This window comes from Affinundibacterium flavidum (assembly GCF_014284175.1).
Taxonomy (GTDB): Bacteria; Pseudomonadota; Gammaproteobacteria; order Burkholderiales; family Burkholderiaceae_D; genus Undibacterium; species Undibacterium flavidum.
In genome coordinates this window covers 116,655-136,866 of the sequence record NZ_JACOGA010000011.1, presented here as the reverse complement: position 1 = coordinate 136,866, position 20,212 = coordinate 116,655, and the positions used below count along the sequence as shown (strand labels likewise).

18 protein-coding genes are annotated in these 20,212 nt (G+C 45.4%); 7 read left to right on the top strand and 11 right to left on the bottom strand.

What is annotated here, in order from left to right:
- Nucleotides 1–147: 147 nt before the first annotated feature.
- Nucleotides 148–351, bottom strand: a complete 204-nt coding sequence (locus tag H8K55_RS13130) for a cold-shock protein (protein WP_186916917.1) — start codon at nt 349–351, stop codon at nt 148–150.
- A 329-nt stretch (nt 352–680) separates the two neighbouring features.
- Between H8K55_RS13130 and H8K55_RS13125 the strand changes: the two genes are divergently transcribed.
- Together H8K55_RS13125 and H8K55_RS13120 are read left to right on the top strand one after the other, a co-directional pair.
- Nucleotides 681–1,139: a hypothetical protein gene (locus H8K55_RS13125; RefSeq protein ID WP_230408607.1), complete on the top strand. Its 459-nt coding sequence runs from the start codon at nt 681–683 to the stop codon at nt 1,137–1,139.
- A complete protein-coding gene (locus H8K55_RS13120) occupies nt 1,136–2,158 on the top strand; it encodes a CapA family protein (protein WP_186942517.1) in 1,023 nt (340 codons plus the stop codon). The genes H8K55_RS13125 and H8K55_RS13120 overlap by 4 nt, the downstream gene beginning before the upstream one ends.
- Nucleotides 2,159–2,260: 102 nt before the next feature.
- On the opposite strand, the gene H8K55_RS13115 is transcribed toward H8K55_RS13120, so the two are convergent.
- The 5 genes from H8K55_RS13115 to H8K55_RS13095 form a co-directional block, all read right to left on the bottom strand.
- Nucleotides 2,261–2,563 (bottom strand): 2Fe-2S iron-sulfur cluster-binding protein, encoded by a 303-nt coding sequence (locus tag H8K55_RS13115; RefSeq protein ID WP_329605041.1) that lies wholly within the window; start codon nt 2,561–2,563, stop codon nt 2,261–2,263.
- A 47-nt stretch (nt 2,564–2,610) separates the two neighbouring features.
- Nucleotides 2,611–2,907, bottom strand: coding sequence for an SCP2 sterol-binding domain-containing protein (locus H8K55_RS13110; RefSeq protein WP_186942516.1), 297 nt, complete (start codon nt 2,905–2,907; stop codon nt 2,611–2,613).
- Nucleotides 2,908–2,940: 33 nt separating this feature from the next.
- Nucleotides 2,941–3,594: a class I SAM-dependent methyltransferase gene (locus tag H8K55_RS13105; protein WP_186942515.1), complete on the bottom strand. Its 654-nt coding sequence runs from the start codon at nt 3,592–3,594 to the stop codon at nt 2,941–2,943.
- A gap of 98 nt (nt 3,595–3,692) precedes the next feature.
- Nucleotides 3,693–4,634, bottom strand: coding sequence for a CysB family HTH-type transcriptional regulator (locus H8K55_RS13100; RefSeq protein WP_186942514.1), 942 nt, complete (start codon nt 4,632–4,634; stop codon nt 3,693–3,695).
- A 229-nt stretch (nt 4,635–4,863) separates the two neighbouring features.
- Complete coding sequence (locus H8K55_RS13095; RefSeq protein ID WP_186942513.1) at nt 4,864–5,853, bottom strand: fumarylacetoacetate hydrolase family protein; 990 nt, start codon at nt 5,851–5,853, stop codon at nt 4,864–4,866.
- A gap of 215 nt (nt 5,854–6,068) precedes the next feature.
- Between H8K55_RS13095 and H8K55_RS22185 the strand changes: the two genes are divergently transcribed.
- Both H8K55_RS22185 and H8K55_RS13085 read left to right on the top strand, forming a co-directional pair.
- Entirely contained in the window at nt 6,069–7,667 is a 1,599-nt protein-coding gene (locus H8K55_RS22185) for a methyl-accepting chemotaxis protein (RefSeq protein ID WP_186942512.1), read from the top strand.
- 94 nt (nt 7,668–7,761) lie between these two features.
- Nucleotides 7,762–8,280 carry a GNAT family N-acetyltransferase gene (locus H8K55_RS13085; RefSeq protein WP_329605040.1) on the top strand — a complete coding sequence of 173 codons (519 nt, stop codon included), beginning with the start codon at nt 7,762–7,764 and terminating at the stop codon, nt 8,278–8,280.
- 53 nt (nt 8,281–8,333) lie between these two features.
- Here H8K55_RS13085 and H8K55_RS13080 read toward each other — a convergent pair whose 3' ends face one another.
- Complete coding sequence (locus H8K55_RS13080; protein WP_186942511.1) at nt 8,334–8,801, bottom strand: cyanophycin metabolism-associated DUF1854 family protein; 468 nt, start codon at nt 8,799–8,801, stop codon at nt 8,334–8,336.
- A gap of 3 nt (nt 8,802–8,804) precedes the next feature.
- Nucleotides 8,805–11,069: a cyanophycin metabolism-associated ABC transporter gene (locus H8K55_RS13075; protein ID WP_186942510.1), complete on the bottom strand. Its 2,265-nt coding sequence runs from the start codon at nt 11,067–11,069 to the stop codon at nt 8,805–8,807.
- A gap of 19 nt (nt 11,070–11,088) precedes the next feature.
- On the opposite strand from H8K55_RS13075, the gene H8K55_RS13070 reads away from it, so the two are divergent.
- From H8K55_RS13070 to cphA, 3 genes are all read left to right on the top strand, one after another.
- Nucleotides 11,089–11,388: a hypothetical protein gene (locus H8K55_RS13070; protein WP_186942509.1), complete on the top strand. Its 300-nt coding sequence runs from the start codon at nt 11,089–11,091 to the stop codon at nt 11,386–11,388.
- 122 nt (nt 11,389–11,510) lie between these two features.
- Nucleotides 11,511–13,691 carry a cyanophycin synthetase gene (locus H8K55_RS13065; protein WP_186942508.1) on the top strand — a complete coding sequence of 727 codons (2,181 nt, stop codon included), beginning with the start codon at nt 11,511–11,513 and terminating at the stop codon, nt 13,689–13,691.
- Between the two features lie 90 nt (nt 13,692–13,781).
- Nucleotides 13,782–16,352: a cyanophycin synthetase gene (cphA, locus tag H8K55_RS13060; RefSeq protein ID WP_186942507.1), complete on the top strand. Its 2,571-nt coding sequence runs from the start codon at nt 13,782–13,784 to the stop codon at nt 16,350–16,352.
- 76 nt (nt 16,353–16,428) lie between these two features.
- Here cphA and uvrB read toward each other — a convergent pair whose 3' ends face one another.
- The 3 genes from uvrB to H8K55_RS13045 all read right to left on the bottom strand — a co-directional run bounded on the left by uvrB (nt 16,429) and on the right by H8K55_RS13045 (nt 20,132).
- On the bottom strand, nt 16,429–18,522 hold the full coding sequence (gene uvrB / locus H8K55_RS13055) for an excinuclease ABC subunit UvrB (protein ID WP_186942506.1): 2,094 nt from the start codon (nt 18,520–18,522) through the stop codon (nt 16,429–16,431).
- Nucleotides 18,523–18,730: 208 nt separating this feature from the next.
- A complete protein-coding gene (locus H8K55_RS13050; protein ID WP_230408606.1) occupies nt 18,731–19,927 on the bottom strand; it encodes an AI-2E family transporter in 1,197 nt (398 codons plus the stop codon).
- Between the two features lie 46 nt (nt 19,928–19,973).
- The gene (locus tag H8K55_RS13045; RefSeq protein WP_186942505.1) at nt 19,974–20,132 is read right to left on the bottom strand and encodes a DUF3309 domain-containing protein; all 159 of its coding nucleotides are present in this window, start codon (nt 20,130–20,132) and stop codon (nt 19,974–19,976) included.
- Nucleotides 20,133–20,212: the final 80 nt, after the last annotated feature.

Here is a 20,212-nt window from a genome sequence, read left to right as displayed (position 1 = left end):
CAAGATAAGTATAGTTAGGTTTATATTGATCCGAAAGGAATATTAGCGATACGGCACAAAAATGCAAAAAAAAGACGAAAAAAAACCCAGTCATTTGACTGGGTTTTTTAATTTTGCGACTTTAACAAGCCATGCAAATTATCTAAATTAGATAGCTTGAATGTTTGATGCTTGTTTGCCTTTAGGGCCTGTAGTCACGTCGAAAGAAACACGTTGGTTTTCTTTCAAAGACTTGAAGCCTTGAGAAACGATTGCTGAGAAATGTGCGAACAAATCTTCGCCGCCTTCGTCAGGAGTAATGAAGCCGAAACCTTTAGAATCATTAAACCATTTTACAATACCTGTTGCCATTACAATTTCCTATTTCAGTTAATGTGGGCAGATGCCCGATAGATCGTTTCAACCAAGCAAGAAATGACAGACTGATACTGCACTACTACCTAGAATCTCAACGATGACCCCGATTATACTCACAATTCCTCAAGAAAGTAAATTTTAAATTGAAAGTGGTGCAATTCGTGGCATTTTGAATCACTTTGCCTGTTATTTAGACAAACCTTGGAAAAATTTTCGCGATATATCAATTAATCGCCCGGATGAGGACATTCACATCAATTTTTTCCGTATTCAGCATTACACTGGCGACTCTATTCACCACGCAGCAATTAAGTAACTTAAAGATGAATAAAAAACTGAACGCGAACAAATTTGTTTCATTAATTCTCCCCATAAGCTGCCTACTAACAGGTCTCACAATTAGCACAAGTCAGGCTCACGCAACAAACGCACCATTGTTGCGATGTGAAGTCACCTATGCTGGCACAACTCAGCAAATCGATACACAACTAAGTAACGATCCCTATACTGCGCAAATTCACGACATAGGAGGACGTTTCAGTTTCAAAGCTGTGATGATAGGAGAACCCAACAAGCCAATACACTACATCAAGCTATATGCGTATTTGCAAGGCCGCGATTTTGATATTCCCATTCATCAAGCCACCTACCAAGCCACCCGTCAAGCGCCCATTCGCGTCGCCAAAACGATGCGAGCATTAACGCCGTTCAATCATCTATATGCAGGTGAAGTTGAACGTGAAATGCAATACCAATGTTACTTAGGATGGGATAAGAAATGAATCAAGTCGTCAAACATCTCATCTGTACATTGTCTTTGAGCTTGCTATTTCCGATTGCCACTTTCGCGCAGCAGGCATCGAAAAAACACGCTGATGCACCATCAAAACAAGTAAGCATTTTGTTTGCCGGTGATATGGTGCTCGCCGATTTACCTGGTAAAACCATCGAGCAAGGACATGACCCCTACGCGGCGTTTAAAGATATTTTCGCTAGCGCAGATTTACGCATAGGCAATCTGGAATGCGTGATAGCGACCACAGGTAAAGCCGCAGAAAAGAACTTTACTTTCAGGGCGCATCCCAGAGTCATCCCTGTACTCAAGCAACATTTCGATGCTGTCTCTCTCGCTAACAACCATTCGGGCGACTTTGGTCCAGAGGCATTTAGTGAGATGTTGAGTCTATTGAAAACGCAGGAACTTGCCTACTTTGGTGGAGGCAACAATGTCAGCGAAGCACATCGTCCGCACATCATAGAAAAAAATGGGCTAAAAATTGCACTCCTCGGCTACGACGAATTCATGCCACGTAGTTTTGAAGCGAATACGAATAAAGCCGGTGTTGCCTGGAGCGAAGATGAACAAGTGGTGCGCGATATCATCAACGCGCGGAAAATCTACCATGCCGATATTGTGATTCCTTTTATGCACTGGGGCTGGGAAAATGAAATGACCGCCAACAAACGACAACGTCAACTTGCCAGAATTATGATCGATGCTGGGGCAGATGCGGTAATCGGTGGCCACCCGCATGTAATACAAGACACAGAAACATACAAAGGCAAACCGATTATTTACAGCATCGGTAACTTCATGATGGATGCCTTAGATAATGAAGCGCAAACCTTGGGATGGGTCGTGCGTTTGCATGTCAATCAACATGGCGCTCTGGCGTGGGATACGCGTTTGATCAAAATAGATCCACAAGGCACGCCAACACCTGTTGCAGATGCAAATAGTCCATGCTGGGATAAAAAGACTGGACAAACTAAGTTGTGTAGCAATGCACAACTGAAGTAAGGTCAATTACAGTAAAGAATCCGAAGCAAAAAAATCCCGATCATGTTCGCTGCATCATCGGGATTTTTATTAGCATTACTTAGCTTTGCTTAGCTTAGCGGCTTACTTAAACTTACTTAAAACCAGATTAACTAACACTAGGTCACTACGAGGCTTTGCCACACAAGGCAAAATAAAACCATCTAGTTTTTCATCAAAACTGACGCCCGGCCACTCTATCGTATAGGCTATTTGCCCACTTTGCATCTGACACAGACAAGTGCGGCAACTGCCATTTCTGCAAGAATTTGCGAAAATTAAACCATTGCGTAAAGCCGCCGCCAATATCGTTTCATCTTCCGCACATAAAAATTCTTCCGCTATTTGCGGCAGAGAAATCTTAAATTGCTGAATATCGGTCGTCACTTTTCAAATTTCACATCAAGTCTTACATCTAGTTTCACGGTCACTGGCTAAACGACTTTTTGCAGACGCATAGCGATGCTCATATCACCTGCCAATTTGAGTTTACCGCTCATAAATCCGTTCACAGGATTGAGCTGCCCCGCGAGCAAGTCCACTAAATCTGACAATGCCAGCGTCACTGTGCAATTTGCTTCTGCATCTTGATTATTCACGACGTGAGGATTAACTAAAGCATCGACAAAAATCACACCATCGTCACCACAATCAAATTTCAAAGTCGCATTCAAACTACTATTCTGGCCTAATTTCTGACGTATTTTTTCTGTACAAGCTGGTAAATCCATGACTATTCTTTCTTGGACAATTCGAGTGATTGATTACTTTAAAACGCAAGTAAGCATCCAGAAAAACTCATTGCGACTCAATCTCACTTCACGAGCGATCGCAGAGAATTTCTTTTTCAGATAGCTATCGGTAGGGAAATTTTTAATAACTTCAACTCGCGTGCCATCTGGTAATTCACGAATCTGATAAGTATTACCGTCACTATCCGTGCGTGCAGTCGGGCGAGTAAAATCTTCTACTACATTATCGTCAATCAAAACCAACAAGCCACCTGAACCTAAAGCTTTCTGAATATTTTTCATCGCAGAATCATATTCATCACGACGTATGTGTGACCACATGCCTGCAGCAAAGCACGCGGTAAATTTACGCCCGGCAGGTAAATTCAAAGCATGCCAATCGGCCACTGCAAATTCGACCTTGCCATCCGGATAATCATGGTCTTGTGCCATTTCCAACATAACTTCGTTGATGTCTGTTGCCAACACAGATTTAGCGGATTCAGCGATATGTTGAGTCCAAAATCCTGAGCCACAACCTAACTCCAATACATCTTTATTTGCCAGCGCATCGCTAACATGTTCAGCGGCAGCATAGGCATCTTCTTCTAAATCTGGCTCTTGATATTTTTCATCAAAGCTCTCGGCGCAGTGCGCATAATATTCTGCTAAAGCTTCTCGCTTCATGGTCTTCTTTCACTAAAATTTTATTACATACATCGCGCAACTCGAATTATCGCGCGATTTAGAGATCATTAGAGATCATTAGAAATCACTAGTGATCATTAAAGATCGTAATTATCTTTACCGCCCTGCATCACCTGATCGATCAATTTACGATTCATGGTTGGCGATAACATCTCGATAAAGGTGTACATATAAGTGCGCAAATACGCTCCCTGCCTAACGGCGACACGCGACACATTCATTCCAAATAAATGGCCGACTGAAATCGTGCGCAAATTCAAATCCCGCTCAGGATCAAATGCCATGCCGGCAATAATGCCAACACCCATTCCCAACTCAACATAGGTCTTGATCACGTCGGCATCAATCGCCTCTAACAAGACATCGGGTTTTAAATGGCGGACTTCAAAGGCATGGTCGATCTTACTGCGTCCGGCAAATGCGGCATCGTAAGTAATCAATGGATAACGCGCGATATCTTCCAAGCTAATCGATTTCAACTTTAACAAAGGGTGGTCTAACGGCACTACGACCACGTGCTCCCATTGATAACAAGGCATAGAGACTAAACCATCAACGCTGGTAATAGCTTCGGTCGCGATCGCGATATCGGCTTGATCACGCATGACCATTTCTGCGATTTGTTTGGGACTACCTTGTAACAGCGACAACCGAACTTTCGGGTATTTTTGCATAAATGCCTGCACTAACTTCGGCAAGGCATAGCGCGCTTGGGTATGGGTAGTGGCAATCGTAAAACTACCGCTATCCTGTGCCGCAAATTCTTTACCGATGCGTTTTAAGCCATCGATTTCTTGCATAATCATTTCTACTGACTTCAGCACCGCGCGACCAGGCTCGGTCAGGCCACGAATCCGCTTACCATGACGCGCAAAAATATCTACACCGAGCTCTTCTTCCAACTCAATAATGGCCTTAGAAACACCAGGTTGTGAAGTAAATAAAGCTTTAGCAGCTTCGGTAAGATTGAAGTTCTGTCTGACCGCTTCGCGAACGAAGCGCAATTGATGAAGATTCATGCAAGCATCCTTGAGTCAGCGTAAAGTTCTTTATCGGATAATTTCCGAGTTTCCATGAGATGCAAGTACACAGCCAGCGCAAATTTCATGAAAAAAGTTGAATTGAGAGAAATATCTCTTTATACGATAAAGAATAACTTTGTTCGATTTATATAACCTGAACAGTATATAGACTCAAGGACTTAATTTCTAGAAAAAATCAAAAATCACTCGCAAAAACCGTTAATCTTTAGCTTTTCGTGTATTCGACCACGCTTTGTTCAATCGCACCGAATAGGGATTTGCCGTTTTTATCCAGCATCTCAATCCGGATTTTATCGCCAAATTTCATGAACTCTGTGCTCGCTGCACCATCGGCAATCATTTCCAACGCACGCTTTTCAGCGATACAGCTATATCCCTTTTTCGGATCTTTATTCGAAACTGTACCCGAACCAATAATCGTCCCCGCACGGGCATTCCGTGTCTTACATAAATGCGTGATCAATTGCGGGAAAGAAAACACCATATCCACACCGGCATTCGGCTGTCCAACCAACGTGTCGTTCCAGCTTGAACGTAGTGGCAAATGTACTTTGCCGTCTTTCCATGTATCGCCTAATTCATCTGGTGTGATTGCCACAGGCGAGAAACTGGAAGCGGGTTTGGATTGAAAAAAACCAAAACCTTTCGCCAATTCTGCCGGAATCAAGTTACGCAAAGACACATCATTTACCAGCATCAATAAACGTATATGTTCGCTTGCATGCTGAACTTTCACGCCCATCGGCACATCGCCGGTCACGACTGCAATTTCACTTTCAAAATCGATGCCCCACTCTTCCGACAATAAGGCAATGTCATCCATAGGACCGATAAAATCGTCGCTGCCACCTTGATACATTAACGGGTCATGCCAAAAACTTTCGGGCATTTCTGCATTGCGCGCTTTGCGCACCAATTCAACATGGTTCACATACGAAGAACCGTCCGCCCATTGATAAGCACGTGGCAAAGGCGCCATGCAATTTTTAGGGTCGAAATCGAAACTGTTGATACCACGCCCTGCATTCAAACGTTCATACACTTCATTTAGCTGAGGTGCAATAAAATTCCAATCATCCAAGGCATGCTGCAAGGTCGCAGCAATACCATCTGCGATTTGAGCAGTTTTCAAATCACGTGCAACGACGATCAATTGACCATCCCGTGTTCCATCTTTGAGTGTCGCTAATTTCATATCTTTATTTTCGCCAAAAAATTAACAAAATAACCAATTAATTACAGCCACTATCGAACCGACTCGCGCTAATTCAAGCCAAAAAGCACCGAGCACGCATTTTACCGCGCCGCCGCTGTTGGTTTTCAATGTGCGCCGCAATAAATTATTTCTGATGAGAATCAGTACGTGTATGATTAATGCGGCTTGTTGACATTTACATTAGGAGCAAAGATATGCATCTAAATTCACTCATGATCCGCACGCGACTCTGGCTAGGTTTTGGCAGTCTGCTCGTCATTATGCTGTTGATGGCACTCTTTAATGCCACGCGCCTTAATACCATCGCTAATCAAACTTCTGCAATGCTAGATCAAAATGTCAGTGGCCTCGAAAGCTCTCTCGAAGTTGCGCGTCTGATGCAAGAAAATGGCAGACGCGTTTCTGCACTCTTTCTGACACGTGATCAGAATTTACGTAAAGAACACTATCAAGCAATTGACGTCAATAAGAAGAGCATAGGCCAACTACTGGAAAAACTTTCCAAGCAAGCAAACAACCCTGAGCGAAAAACACTGATCGAAACAGCGACAAAATCACGTGTGGCATTCGTCGCCTCATTTATCAAAGCAGCAGACTCATTAGAGTTAGATGACATTAATGCAGCAGAAAATCAAATGAATACTGCAGTCTTTCCTGCGTTGATTAAGGCAACCGCAGATATGAAGGCTGTAGTGGATTACGAAAGACAGCAAATGAATCTGGAAGATACGTCGATTAAGAAAGACGTGAGTTTTTCTATCAAGATGATGATCGTTGCTGGCCTAGTGGCTACCGCAGTCTGTGCATTGCTCGCTTATTGGATCACACATTCCATCACTGCGCCTTTAAATGCTGCGATTGATATTGCAACACGTGTTGCCGATGGCGACTTAACCACCAAGATCGAAAAAAATGCCGAAGACGAAACTGGCGTCTTACTTGATGCACTGTCGCATATGAATCAGAATTTGATTCAGACGATTCAACAGGTCAACTCTAGTGTCGCCACGATCGCAACTGCAGCCGGAGAAATTGCTGCTGGCAATGCGGATTTATCTGCACGCACCGAGTCTCAAGCCAGCTCTTTAGAAGAAACCGCATCGTCTATGGAAGAACTAACCTCCACAGTCAAACAGAATGCTGACAATGCACGTCAAGCCAACTCTTTAGCTTTAAAAGCTTCTGGTGTTGCAAGTCAAGGTGGTGAAGTTGTAGGAAATGTCGTACACACCATGAATTCGATCAAAGATAGTTCCAAACGTATTGTCGATATCATAGGTGTGATTGATGGCATCGCATTTCAGACTAACATTTTGGCCTTAAATGCCGCAGTAGAAGCCGCCCGTGCCGGTGAGCAAGGTCGTGGGTTTGCGGTGGTCGCATCCGAAGTGCGTAGCCTGGCTCAACGCTCGGCAAGTGCAGCGAAAGAAATCAAAGAATTGATTAACGATTCGGTATCCAAAGTTGATGAGGGATCTCGCTTAGTCGACGATGCGGGGCGCACAATGAGTGAAATTGTCTCATCCGTAAAATATGTTGCCGATATCATGGCGGAAATTACTGCTGCTAGCCAAGAACAAAGCGCTGGAATTGAAGAGGTTAATTTGGCCATTACGCATATTGATGAAATGACCCAGCAAAATGCAGCATTGGTTGAACAAGCCGCTGCCGCTGCCGAAAGTATGCAAGAACAGGCGCAGGCCTTATCGCAAGCGGTCTCCGTTTTCAAACTGCATCAAGCGCAAATGAAAGTGGCGAAACCGGCTAGACAACAACTATCTCGCTTAACTTAATTTGATTTAATTTAACTTAGCTTAGCCTAGCTAAACTTAAGCGACTTCAACCAAGTCAAATCAATTTGCAGAATAACTCGCGGAGTAAGCATTCGTGTCCACCACCATCATTTTTGAAACAGAACGCCTGAAGCTAAGAACTTTGGATGCAGACGATGCCCAATTTTATTTGCAGCTAGTGAATGAACCAAGCTTCATCGAAAATATTCGCGACAAAGGAATACGCAAAATTGCCGAAGCAGAACAGGCAATTCAAACAGGTCATCGTGAAGTGCAAGAAAAAATGGGTTTTAGCTTATACCTAGCCGAGCGCAAAGAAGATAAGGCAGCGATAGGCTTATGTGGTTTGGTCAAACGCGACGATTTGCCAGGAATCGATATCGGCTATGCCTATTTGCCAGCCTATACGGGCAAGGGATACGCTTATGAAGCCAATGCAGGATTACTAAAATACGCTCGCACCGAACTGAAATTAACTGAATTGTTAGCGATCGTTTCACCGCACAACCAAGCTTCGTCAAATCTCTTAGAAAAGTTAGGCTTTCAGTTGCAAGAAACTATTCCGTGGAAGGAAGGTGGCGCAGTCAAATTATTTAAGCGCTTACTAGATTAAAGACTGCAACTTCCATGCCCATTTCATCTGGAAGCGCCTAGTTACTTCAAGATTTAAAGGAAGCGATCCAAAATTTTCCGGCTATGTTTATCAATATCAAACATATTACGAATCAGAAAATGAATACCATGATTATCGGCAATCAGTAAAGATTCTTTTCCAATGCGGCGTATATCCTCATCGCCTTTTAAAACAAAGTGCGTATTCCCTCTATCAGTTTGCACATGCCATGTGCATGGCGTTGCGAAGCTGGTGACACTGAGTATTTTCGCGATTTCAGGCATAAATTCACGGCCTTCTAACTCTTCGTCAATCAAGTTGCGTACCGCTTCTGGCAAATCATTCAAGTGATCAATCCAAGCAACTTCAGCGCCGTTTTCTTTGACTAAAGAAATACCCGCATCAGGAGATTGAATTGGAAATGCGCGAACCGGACGCACATCAATGTGCTCCGCACCCTGCGCATCGGTCAGTACCAACTGGCGAAAATTATTTCTATGTAATTGAAATGTCGTCGTCATTTTTTATTCCCCTGCTACTGCCAAGGCCGCAGCGTTACGCGCCTGTGCTTCGTACAATTTAAAATAAGCGCCCTGCTTCGCCATCAAATCATCATGACTACCAACTTCAACCACTTCACCTCTGTCGAGCACAACCAGTCGATCTGCTTTATGCAAGGTAGAAAGGCGATGGGCAATCGCAATAGTAGTGCGGCCTTTCACCAGATTATCCAAGGCTTTTTGGATTTCTTTTTCTGTTTCAGAATCCACTGAGGAAGTCGCTTCATCCATGATCAAAATACGTGGATCAATCAGCAATGCACGCGCGATGGAAATCCTTTGACGTTCACCGCCTGACAATCCTTGACCACGTTCGCCGACCATAGAGTCATACCCTTGCGGCAAGCGCAAAATAAATTCATGCGCATGTGCTGCACGGGCTGCTGCAATAATTTCTTCCCGCGTTGCATCAGGCTTACCGTAAGCAATATTGTCAGCAATCGTTCCGAAGAATAAGAATGGCTCTTGCAACACCAAACCAATATTGCTGCGATAGTCAGCCACCGCAAATGAACGGATATCTACGCCATCGAGCAAAATCGCACCTTCGGCAACATCATAAAAACGGCAAATCAAATTCACCAAAGTGCTCTTACCAGAACCGCTGTGTCCAACCAAACCGATCATTTCACCTGGTTGAATGTTCAAACTCACATTCCGATTCACGGCTCGATTGCCGTAACGAAAACCCACTTCACGTAGTTCAATCTGGCCTTTGACTTCTTTGATTTTTACCGGATTTTGTGGTTCTGGTACGCTGGAAACGTGATCAAGAATATCGAAAATACGCTTAGCAGCAGATGCTGATTTTTGCGTCACTGAGACGATACGGCTCATAGAATCGATACGACCGTAAAAGTTGCTGATGAACGCCACCGCAGATACCAAGGCACCGACCGTAATTTCATTGTGTGACACCTGCCAGATACCGAAGCCCCACACCACCAGAATACCGATATCGGTCAAGAAAGAAACGATAGGTGAAAACAAAGACCAAACTTTGTTCAACTTGTCGTTGACGGCCAAGTTGTGCTTATTCGCTTCACGGAAACGCGTCGCTTCGCGCTTCTCTTGTGCGAATGCTTTCACCACACGAATTCCTGGAATGGTATCTGCTAGTACATTCGTAACCTCACCCCAAACTCTGTCAATTTTTTCAAAGCCGGTACGCAAACGATCACGAACCAAATGGATAGCCCAAGCAATTAAAGGCAAAGGCAACAAGGTTACCAAAGCCAATTTAGTATTAATCTGCAGCAAAAATGCAGCGGTCATAATAAACATCAACACATCGGTTGCGAAATCTAATAAGTGCAAGGACAAGTAAACACAAATCCGGTCGCTTTCACTACCGATACGCGACATTAAATCGCCAGTACGTTTGCTACCAAAGTATTCGAGTGAAAGCTTCAGCAAATGTTCATAAGTTGCCGTGCGCAGATCAGCACCTATGCGCTCGGACACCAAGGCGAGAATATAAGTTTTCCCCCAACTTAATAGCCACGCCAATACCGCTGCGCCAAACAAACCGCCGATATAAGTAGCGACCAAAGCAGGATCAACGTGTTGGCCGTTTTGATAAGGGATCAACACTTCATCGGTTAAAGGCTTGGTCAGATAACGCGGAATCATATGTGCTGCCGTACCCAGCAACATCAGAGTAAAGCCTATGAATAGAGACACGCGGTAAGGACGAGCAAAACGCCACAATCGGAACAAGGTCCAGGTCGATGGTGGAGTATGAATAACTTTGGTACAGACTGGACACTCTTCTTGCTCAGGCTCCAAAATTGCCTTACAACTCGGACAAATATTTTGTTCAGCTTTTTCAACTGGTTTACCCGTCAGCGTTTCTTGCAGCTTTTCACGAAACGCATCCATCAAGCGAATGACCAACAGATTCTGTCCCAGCGTAAAGCGCCAGTGTGCTAATAGTTTTGCGTCATCCAGCAATTCCAGATGACCAACGCCAGCATGATCGTGATGGCGTATTTGCAGGCCGGCAGAATACGACCAGCTCTGCCATTGTGTATCATTCGGAGATTTCGATAACAAGCGTTGATTTGTGACGACAATTAATCCTTGCTCGAAACGCAGATTGGCATCGAGATCCGTCTCGACAGCATTAATTACTATTTCATCTTGCACTAATTGCAAACTTAATTCTTGACTCCACTTTTCAGGCAAATTCGGCATTGAGCTGGTGATAGCTATTGGTGCTGTTGTCATCGTAAAATGAACTCCAAAGATGAGTATTCTGAACAAATCAAGAAACTCAACAAAAATTAAAAAAACCGCATTTTTTTTGTTAAGACAGGCAAATAAGGGCGAGAATCATCAAGAAAGCCCCATAAAACTACGGGAGATTGCATCAAGCTGTATGACTGAAACGACAAATTACGGTATTCTGTCGACAGGGAAACAAGATCATGGAGATTATCTGTTTTTATCTTTGGTAAGAAGTATACCAGCAAGCTCAGGCGAGATATTTTCAAATTTGCTGAATTTAACAATGCCTTGTCAGCTTGTAGACCTTTCAGCACGTTAAACACTGGTGCATTGGTCTAGCCGTTAAGCTGCGTCACTTGCTTACCAAAAAATTAATAGATTGAGTTCCAACAAAATTGAAGCGAATAGCGATATCACTATTCAATAATAAAATTGACATTCATGACTACAAAAAAGAAAGACATCACCCCGCTGCGCATTACTCATCTACGCGGACCGAACATATGGACGTATCGCCCAGTCATTGAAGTTTGGCTAGACATTGGCGAATTCGAAGAACTCCCCTCCAATAAATTGCCTGGCCTGTACGAACGTCTAACTGCAAGATTGCCGGGTCTATTGCAACATCGCTGCGGCGTGGGCGAAGTGGGTGGCTTTTTAGAAAGATTGAAAGAAGGCACTTGGGTTGGTCATATTCTTGAACACGTCGTTCTTGAATTGCAAAATATGGCAGGTATGCGCACTGGCTTTGGTCAAACCCGCTCTACTCATATTGAAGGCGTGTATAAAATGGCTTTCCGTACACGTCAAGAGCACGTCGGTCGCGCAGCGCTCACTATGGGACGTGATTTATTAATGTCTCTGATCGAAGATCAAGCCTACGACTTCGATACTGAACTAGAAAAATTGCGCGACATGGTCGACGCACTTTGCCTAGGCCCAAGTACGGCACATATCGTTGATGCTGCAACAGATCGCACTATTCCCTCCATCCGTTTAACAGAAGGCAATCTGGTTCAATTGGGCCATGGTAGCTCGCAACGCCGCATCTGGACCGCAGAAACCGACCGCACCAGCGCGATTGCAGAGAGCATTGCCAGCGATAAGGATATGACGAAATCCTTACTTAAAGCCTGCGGTGTTCCCGTACCTGAAGGCAGCCTAGTGCGCAGTGCGGAAGAAGCCTGGGAAGAAGCACAGGATATTGGCTTACCAGTCGTGATCAAGCCTTATGATGGCAATCATGGTCGTGGTGTCACGTTAAACCTGAAAGAAGAAGCAGAAATTCACGCGGCGTACGCACTAGCTTCTCGTAAAGGCGATAGTAAAAGTGTGTTAGTTGAACGCTATATTACCGGCAATGAACATCGTCTATTGGTCGTTGGGAATAAGTTGGTCGCTGCCGCCAAAGGAGAATCTCTTTCCGTCATCGGTGACGGCAAATCGACGATTAACGAATTAGTTGAACAGCAAATCAATATTGACCCCCGTCGCGGCACCACAGAAGAATTCCCTCTGGGCTTGATCATGGCCGATGTCAGCGCAGAAGTGATTTTGGAACTAAAACGCCAAGGCATGGATGCGACATCGGTACCAGCGCAAGGTCAAAACGTTTTGATTCAGATTAATGGCAATGTCGCTATCGACGTGACTGATGAAGTTCATCCAGAAAACGCCCGCTTGGTTGCCTTAGCGACCCGCATTGTTGGCTTAGATATCGCAGGCATTGATCTGGTGTGTGAAGATATTTCACGTCCCCTACAAGAACAACGTGGTGCGATTATTGAAGTCAACGCTAGCCCAGGTTTATTGTCGCATCTCAAACCCGCACAGGGAAAACCGCGCGATATCGGCGCAGCCATCATTCAGCATTTATTTGGCGAAGAAGATAATGGACGCATGCCTATCGTCGGCGTCGCTGGCAGCAAAGGATGCAGCTTAATTGCCCGCTTGGTGTCCAGCATGCTCAGCATGAGTGGTCAATATTCCGGCGTAGCGTGCAGCGATGGTTTGTATCTGGATCAACGTCAGGTGGTGAAAACCAACTGCACCAGTTGGGAAGCTGGTCAACGCTTGCTTCTCAATCGTAACGTGCAAAGTGCCGTTTTCGAAACTAACGCACGCAATATTCTGAAAGACGGTTTAGCTTACGACAAATGTACCGTGGGCGTGATTACCGACTTGGATGGGCATCAAGATTTGGCTGAGTTTTATATCACTGAAGCCGAACAAATGTTTAAAGTGATGCGTGCTCAGGTCGATGTCGTCCTGCCACATGGTTGCGCCGTAATTAATGCCGAAATCCCGCAAGCAGAAGAACTCGCCGAATTGTCCGATGGCGAAGTTATTTACTACGGCTTAAGCACTCACAATGCGGCGATTTGCAAACATCTGCAATTAGGAAAACGTGCAGTGTTTATGCGCGATCAACAAATTATTCTGGCGACTGGCAACCAAGAAATTAATTTGCTTGCATTGTCTGCATTAAAAACCAGCAAGGCGGAACAGCCGGAGACAATCATGGCGGCGGTGGCAGCAGCATGGGCTCTGGACATTCAGCCAGACCTGATTGCTGCAGCATTGAGAAATTTCGATTCTAATCCACCAAAAAAACACTATTAAAACCCTGAGCTGAACTACATCGCGGAAAAATCCGTTGAGTCAGACAACAGATATTTTGGGCGCTTACGCCACTAGATAGGATAAAGGTTTATGGAAGTTTCACGAATCAGGGCTTTACGTGGCCCTAACCTCTGGAGTCATCATACGGCGGTCGAAGCCATCGTCCGTTGCACACCTGAGGAGCTATCAATCAATGATATTCCGGAATTTGAAGCACGCTTGCGCGCTTTGTTTCCGGAAATTGGCCCGCTGCAAGCGACTGGTCATGACGACGCAATTCCGCTAGCACGCGTGTTCGAATTAGCAACACTGGCCTTGCAAGCACAGGCTGGTTGCCCAGTCACATTTAGCCGTAGCACCCAAACTTTAGAAGCCGGCATTTTTCAAGTCGTCGTGGAATATTCAGAAGAAGACGTTGGTCGCCTTGCTTTTGAATTAGCAGAAAAACTGTGCAATGCCGCTTTATCCAATACCAGTTTTGACTTAAGCTCCGCACTCAATGAATTACGCGAATTAGACGAAGACCTGCGCCTTGGACCTTCAACTGGCTCTATCGTCTACGCTGCCGTTGCCCGCAACATTCCTTATCGTCGATTAACGAGCGGCAGTCTCGTCACTTTCGGTTGGGGCAGCAAACAACGCAAAATCCAGGCAGCGGAAATGGATGGCACCAGCGCCATCGCCGAAGCTATCGCACAAGATAAAGAACTCACCAAAAAATTACTCGACGCTGCAGGCGTTCCTGTACCTCTGGGTCGTACGGCGGTAGACGTTGAAGATGCCTGGAATATTGCTTTAGAAATCGGCTTACCAGTCGTCGTGAAACCAAAAGATGGCAATCAAGGTAAAGGCGTGACAGTGAATGTTACTACGCGCGAACAGCTAGAGGCAGGTTATGCTGCGGCCTGTGAATTCCGCGACGATATTTTGGTGGAGCGCTATTTACCCGGCAATGATTTCCGCTTACTGGTCATTGGCAACAAATTGGTCGCAGCTGCGCGTCGTGATCCGCCACAAGTCGTTGGCGACGGCACACATTCAGTACGCGAATTGGTTGAACAAGTGAATAAAGATCCACGTCGCGGCAGCGGTCACGCCACTTCCTTAACCAAAATTCGTTTCGACGATATCGCACTCGCCAGCCTGGCAAAGCAAGGCTATGACGCAGACTCAGTACCGACCAAGGGTACACGCGTGGTATTGCGCAATAATGCGAATCTGTCGACTGGTGGTTCAGCGACCGATGTCACTGATGACGTTCACCCAGAAGTAGCAGCGCGTGCCGTCGCCGCAGCACAAATGGTAGGTTTAGATATCTGCGGCGTGGACGTAGTCTGCGATAGCGTTCTAAAACCCATCGAAGAACAAAATGGCGGCGTGGTTGAAGTAAATGCTGCGCCTGGATTACGTATGCACCTCTCACCGTCTTTCGGCAAAGGCCGAGCGGTCGGTGAAGCCATTGTTGCTGCCATGTTTGCCGACGGTGACGACGGCCGGATTCCAATTATCGCGGTAACTGGTACGAATGGTAAAACGACGACGGTACGTTTGATTGCCCATTTATTGACAGCCAGTGGTTTGCGCACAGGCATGACGAACACTGACGGCGTGTATGTAGAAGGTCGTCAAATTGACAGCGGTGATTGCAGCGGCCCACGCAGTGCACGCAATGTCTTGTCACACCCTGATGTCGATGCTGCCGTATTTGAAACAGCACGCGGTGGCGTTTTGCGCGAAGGCTTAGCCTATGACCGCTGCAAAGTCGCGGTTGTTACCAATATTGGATCTGGCGATCACCTCGGTTTAAATTACATTACTACGGTAGAAGACCTCGCGGTACTGAAGCGTGTGATCGTTCAAAACGTGGCCGACAACGGTGTTGCGGTATTGAACGCAGCCGATCCTATCGTCGCGGGAATGGCAAGCAATTGCACGGGCGCTGTCACCTTCTTCGCCGTCGATAGTCAATTGCCTATCATGGCTGCGCATCGCGTCAAAGGTCATCGCGTTGTCTACATCGAAAATAATGAAATCGTTGCAGTTGAAGGCAAACTGACTCAGCGAATTCCACTGTCCGAAGTGCCAATCACGCGCAATGGCACGATAGGCTTCCAAGTCGAAAATGTCATGGCTTCGGTAGCCGCAGCATGGGCGGCAAACATCAATTGGGATGCCATCCGTAAAGGTTTAAAAACTTTTATGAACGATAGTGATAATGCACCAGGACGCTTCAACGTATTCAACTATCGCGGCGCAACCTTGATTGCTGACTACGGTCACAATCCTGATGCGATCACGGCCTTAGTGCAAGCAGTAGAAAGCATGCCAGGCAATCGTCGCTCGGTTGTCATTAGTGGTGCTGGTGACAGACGCGATCAGGATATTCGTCAGCAAACCGAAATTCTGGGCAATGCTTTTGATCAGGTTATTCTGTATCAAGATCAATGCCAACGCGGACGTGCAGATGGTGAAGTCGTCGCTCTATTACGTTCTGGTTTGGCGAATGCAAAACGCACGACTGATATCCAAGAAATCAATGGCGAATTCATCGCGATTGACACCGCATTATCAACATTGGGCGAAGGTGATCTGTGCTTGATTCTGATTGATCAAGTAGAAGATGCTTTGGCACATATTGCCAAGCGAATTGCGGAAGGCTAAGACTTTTCAAGCTTGGTTTTCAACAGAAATAAAAAAGCCGGAGCGATCCGGCTTTTTTGTTCTTTTTTAAAAAAACTTAACGACCAATAATCGACGCCACGTTATCATGTCCACCAGCACCAAATAATTGTTCTTTCAAAACAGCCAATTGATCACGCACTTTCGCAGCTTGTTCAAACTCCAGATTTTTCGCGTGATCGAGCATGAGTTTTTCCAGTCGTTTAATTTCTTTACTAATCTGCTTCTCGCTCATCGCTTCATACTTGGCCTGTTCTTGCGCCACCATCAAATCATCACGCGCTTCTTGCGGGTTATACACGCCGTCGATGATGTCTTTGATTTTCTTATTAATGCCGGTCGGCGTAATATCATTTGCCGTATTAAACGCGATCTGCTTGGCGCGGCGGCGCTCAGTTTCATCAATCGCGCGGCGCATAGAATCGGTAACACGATCTGCATACAAGATTGCCGTACCATTCAAATTACGTGCCGCACGACCTATGGTTTGAATCAAGCTGCGTTCTGAACGCAAAAAGCCCTCTTTATCGGCGTCCAAAATCGCCACCAAAGATACTTCCGGCAAATCCAGACCTTCGCGCAATAAGTTAATCCCGACCAGCACATCAAAAGCACCGAGCCGCAAATCGCGTAAAATCTCAACCCGTTCGACCGTATCAATATCGCTATGTAAGTAGCGCACCTTGACACCATTATCGCCTAAGAATTCCGTCAATTGCTCGGACATGCGCTTGGTTAAGGTCGTTACCAAGACACGCTCATTAAGCTTCACACGCAAGGTAATTTCATTCATCAAATCATCAACTTGCGATAAGGCTGGACGCACTTCTATACGCGGGTCCACCAAACCCGTCGGACGTACGACTTGCTCAACCACTTGATCCGAATGCTGTTTTTCGTACTCTGCTGGAGTGGCAGAGACGAACACTGTTTGCCGCATCTTGCTTTCAAATTCTTCAAATTTCAGCGGACGATTATCCAAAGCAGAAGGCAGGCGGAATCCATAATCGACCAGATTAGTTTTACGTGAACGGTCACCGTTATACATCGCATTGAGCTGACCGGTGAGGACATGCGATTCATCCAAAAACATTAATGCATCAGCGGGCAAATAGTCGACTAGCGTCGGTGGTGGATCGCCAGGTTTTGCGCCACTCAAATGACGTGAATAGTTTTCAATACCTTTGGTAAAACCGATCTCCGCCATCATTTCCAAATCAAAACGTGTACGCTGCTCTATACGCTGTTCTTCAATCAATTTATTTTCACGACGATAAAAATCCAAGCGCTCACGCAACTCTTCTTTGATCGTTTCTATCGCCCGCAAGACGGTTTCACGTGGCGTCACATAATGAGAACCTGGATACACGGTAAAGCGCGGAATTTTTTGCTTGACCCGCCCTGTCAATGGATCGAACAAAGCGATACTTTCAACTTCATCATCAAACATTTCCAAACGCACGGCGAGTTCAGCGTGTTCTGCAGGAAAAATATCAATCGTATCGCCACGCACCCGGAAAGTACCGCGTCCGAAATCGACTTCATTACGTGTGTATTGCATCTGTATCAAACGCGCAATCACATCACGTTGGCTTAATTTATCCTTGGCGCGCAAGGTCAAAATCATTTTATGATATTCGTTTGGATTACCAATACCATAGATCGCCGATACCGTCGCCACGATAATCACGTCACGGCGCTCCATCAACGACTTAGTACATGACAAGCGCATCTGCTCTATGTGTTCATTGATTGCCGAATCTTTTTCAATAAACAAATCACGCTGCGGCACATAAGCTTCTGGCTGATAGTAATCGTAGTAACTGACGAAATACTCAACGGCATTACGTGGAAAGAATTCTTTGAACTCACTATATAACTGCGCCGCCAAAGTCTTGTTCGGCGCAAAAATGATCGCAGGTCGCCCTGTACGCGCAATGACATTCGCCATCGTGTAAGTCTTACCAGAACCAGTTACCCCAAGCAAAGTCTGGAAAAACAAACCATCGTTGATACCTTCAACCAGTTGCGCAATAGCAGTTGGCTGATCACCCGCAGGCTGAAATATCTGACAAAGTTGAAAAGGCGAATCAGGAAAGGTGACGAACTTCGCCTCTACTTCATCCTGAACTACAGAGAGTAAATCACTCATGAAAAAACCTTTGAATAAGGCAAACGGGAGGAAATGCCAATAGCCAACTATCTTAACACGAGCTCAAAACAAGGCGCTTCAATGGAAATGATAGATGGATTGGCAAATCACCCGGGGTTGATGGCATCACAACCGCGTTCACTTTTTAGGTGTGCAGCGCGCCAGAATATTATACTGTACATTTAATCAGTAAAATGTTTTATCTCAGCTATTCTGCCAGCAATTCTGCGACGAACTCCAAGCCTTCCAGACGTTCAGCCACCACCTTCAAAATCACTATCATAGGCACTCCTAGCAACATCCCCCACACGCCCCACAGCCAGGCTCCAAACAAAAGGCTGACAAATACTGCAACAGAATTCATTTTGGCAATACGACCTGTCATCCACGTCGTGACCACAGTACCGATCAAGCTAGCAATACCTATCGTCAATCCGGCGACCAACAAAAGCATTTGTAGAGATTCAAATTGCAAAAATGCCGCCAAGCCTATGACCGCTGTGGCAATTAAGGAGCCGAAATAAGGCATGATATGTAACAAGCCTGCGGCGACTGCCCACGCGCCTGCATTTTCTACTCCTAGCAGATGTAACATCAGCCACATACACAAGGCCAGCATCAGATTCGTCACTAACAACATGAACATATAATTTTGGATCGACGTATTGATCTCATCCAAAATATGAACCGTAATTTTCTTTTGATGCAAAGATGGTCCCGTAAGCTTCACCAATTTTCGTTTGAATGTATCGCCCGATACCAATAGAAAAAACACGAGGAATATCACCATGGTGGCTTGACCAATAAAGCCCAGCATACCTAATGAGCCTGCCCATACCCAATCGATGACTTTAAAACCGGCAACCTCAGCCACCACTGCTTTCTTCACAGGCCGAACAGGGCTCGATCCAGAATTCGCAGCACGCACAATTTCGGTAGCAGCACTTTGCATTTGTTCCAATGCACCCGGTTGTCCATTGGGCGCGGTTTCTATCAAACGGGATAATTTATGACTAACTTCGGGCAAGGCTTCAATTATCGAGACAAATTCGCCCTGCAAGGCAATGGCAATTCCAATTCCGCTCGATAGCAAGCCGATGGTGACCAATACCGTACTCAGCAAACGCGGCAATTTCAGTTTTTGCAAGGCCTTCACTAATGGATTAATTGTGTAAGCAATGAAGATTGCCAAGATAAGTGGCACTAAAAATTTTTGCGCCCATTGGAGCGCGAAAATAAAAGTAACACTTGCGATCAAGCCCAACGCGAGACCTCGCGCATTCACATGAATTGGTAAAGTTTCTGGTGTTTTATCTGAGGTCAGAATAGTACTGGCAATCTCAGCATCTGAAACACCGTTGCTATTTTCACTAACAACAGTCTCTAAAGGTAACATTGGCAACATAAACTACTCATCCATTTTTATGTGTGAACGCATACAGGTCTGGCACTTAGATACGCCCCATCAACAACAAGATCAACAAAATCACAAAAATCAACCCCAATCCGCCGCTAGGCCCATAACCCCAATCACGACTATGCGGCCATCGGGGAAATGCACCGACCAACATCAGGATTAAAACAATTAATAAAATAGTGACAATACTCACGATAATTTCCTTCACAAAAGTCAATGTAGCGTCATTAAAGCTGAAGTAAAGTTTGTGGTCGGTGCCCTAACGCACATAAG

Bases quoted from the DNA above. Each gene is read 5' to 3' on its own strand.
- H8K55_RS13130 (WP_186916917.1), bottom strand. From the start codon at position 351: ATGGCAACAGGTATTGTAAAATGGTTTAATGATTCTAAAGGTTTCGGC.
- H8K55_RS13125 (WP_230408607.1), top strand. From the start codon at position 681: ATGAATAAAAAACTGAACGCGAACAAATTTGTTTCATTAATTCTCCCC.
- H8K55_RS13120 (WP_186942517.1), top strand. From the start codon at position 1,136: ATGAATCAAGTCGTCAAACATCTCATCTGTACATTGTCTTTGAGCTTG.
- H8K55_RS13110 (WP_186942516.1), bottom strand. From the start codon at position 2,907: ATGGATTTACCAGCTTGTACAGAAAAAATACGTCAGAAATTAGGCCAG.
- H8K55_RS13105 (WP_186942515.1), bottom strand. From the start codon at position 3,594: ATGAAGCGAGAAGCTTTAGCAGAATATTATGCGCACTGCGCCGAGAGC.
- H8K55_RS13100 (WP_186942514.1), bottom strand. From the start codon at position 4,634: ATGAATCTTCATCAATTGCGCTTCGTTCGCGAAGCGGTCAGACAGAAC.
- H8K55_RS13095 (WP_186942513.1), bottom strand. From the start codon at position 5,853: ATGAAATTAGCGACACTCAAAGATGGAACACGGGATGGTCAATTGATC.
- H8K55_RS22185 (WP_186942512.1), top strand. From the start codon at position 6,069: ATGCATCTAAATTCACTCATGATCCGCACGCGACTCTGGCTAGGTTTT.
- H8K55_RS13080 (WP_186942511.1), bottom strand. From the start codon at position 8,801: ATGACGACGACATTTCAATTACATAGAAATAATTTTCGCCAGTTGGTA.
- H8K55_RS13075 (WP_186942510.1), bottom strand. From the start codon at position 11,069: ATGACAACAGCACCAATAGCTATCACCAGCTCAATGCCGAATTTGCCT.
- H8K55_RS13070 (WP_186942509.1), top strand. From the start codon at position 11,089: ATGAGTATTCTGAACAAATCAAGAAACTCAACAAAAATTAAAAAAACC.
- H8K55_RS13065 (WP_186942508.1), top strand. From the start codon at position 11,511: ATGACTACAAAAAAGAAAGACATCACCCCGCTGCGCATTACTCATCTA.
- cphA (WP_186942507.1), top strand. From the start codon at position 13,782: ATGGAAGTTTCACGAATCAGGGCTTTACGTGGCCCTAACCTCTGGAGT.
- uvrB (WP_186942506.1), bottom strand. From the start codon at position 18,522: ATGAGTGATTTACTCTCTGTAGTTCAGGATGAAGTAGAGGCGAAGTTC.
- H8K55_RS13050 (WP_230408606.1), bottom strand. From the start codon at position 19,927: ATGTTGCCAATGTTACCTTTAGAGACTGTTGTTAGTGAAAATAGCAAC.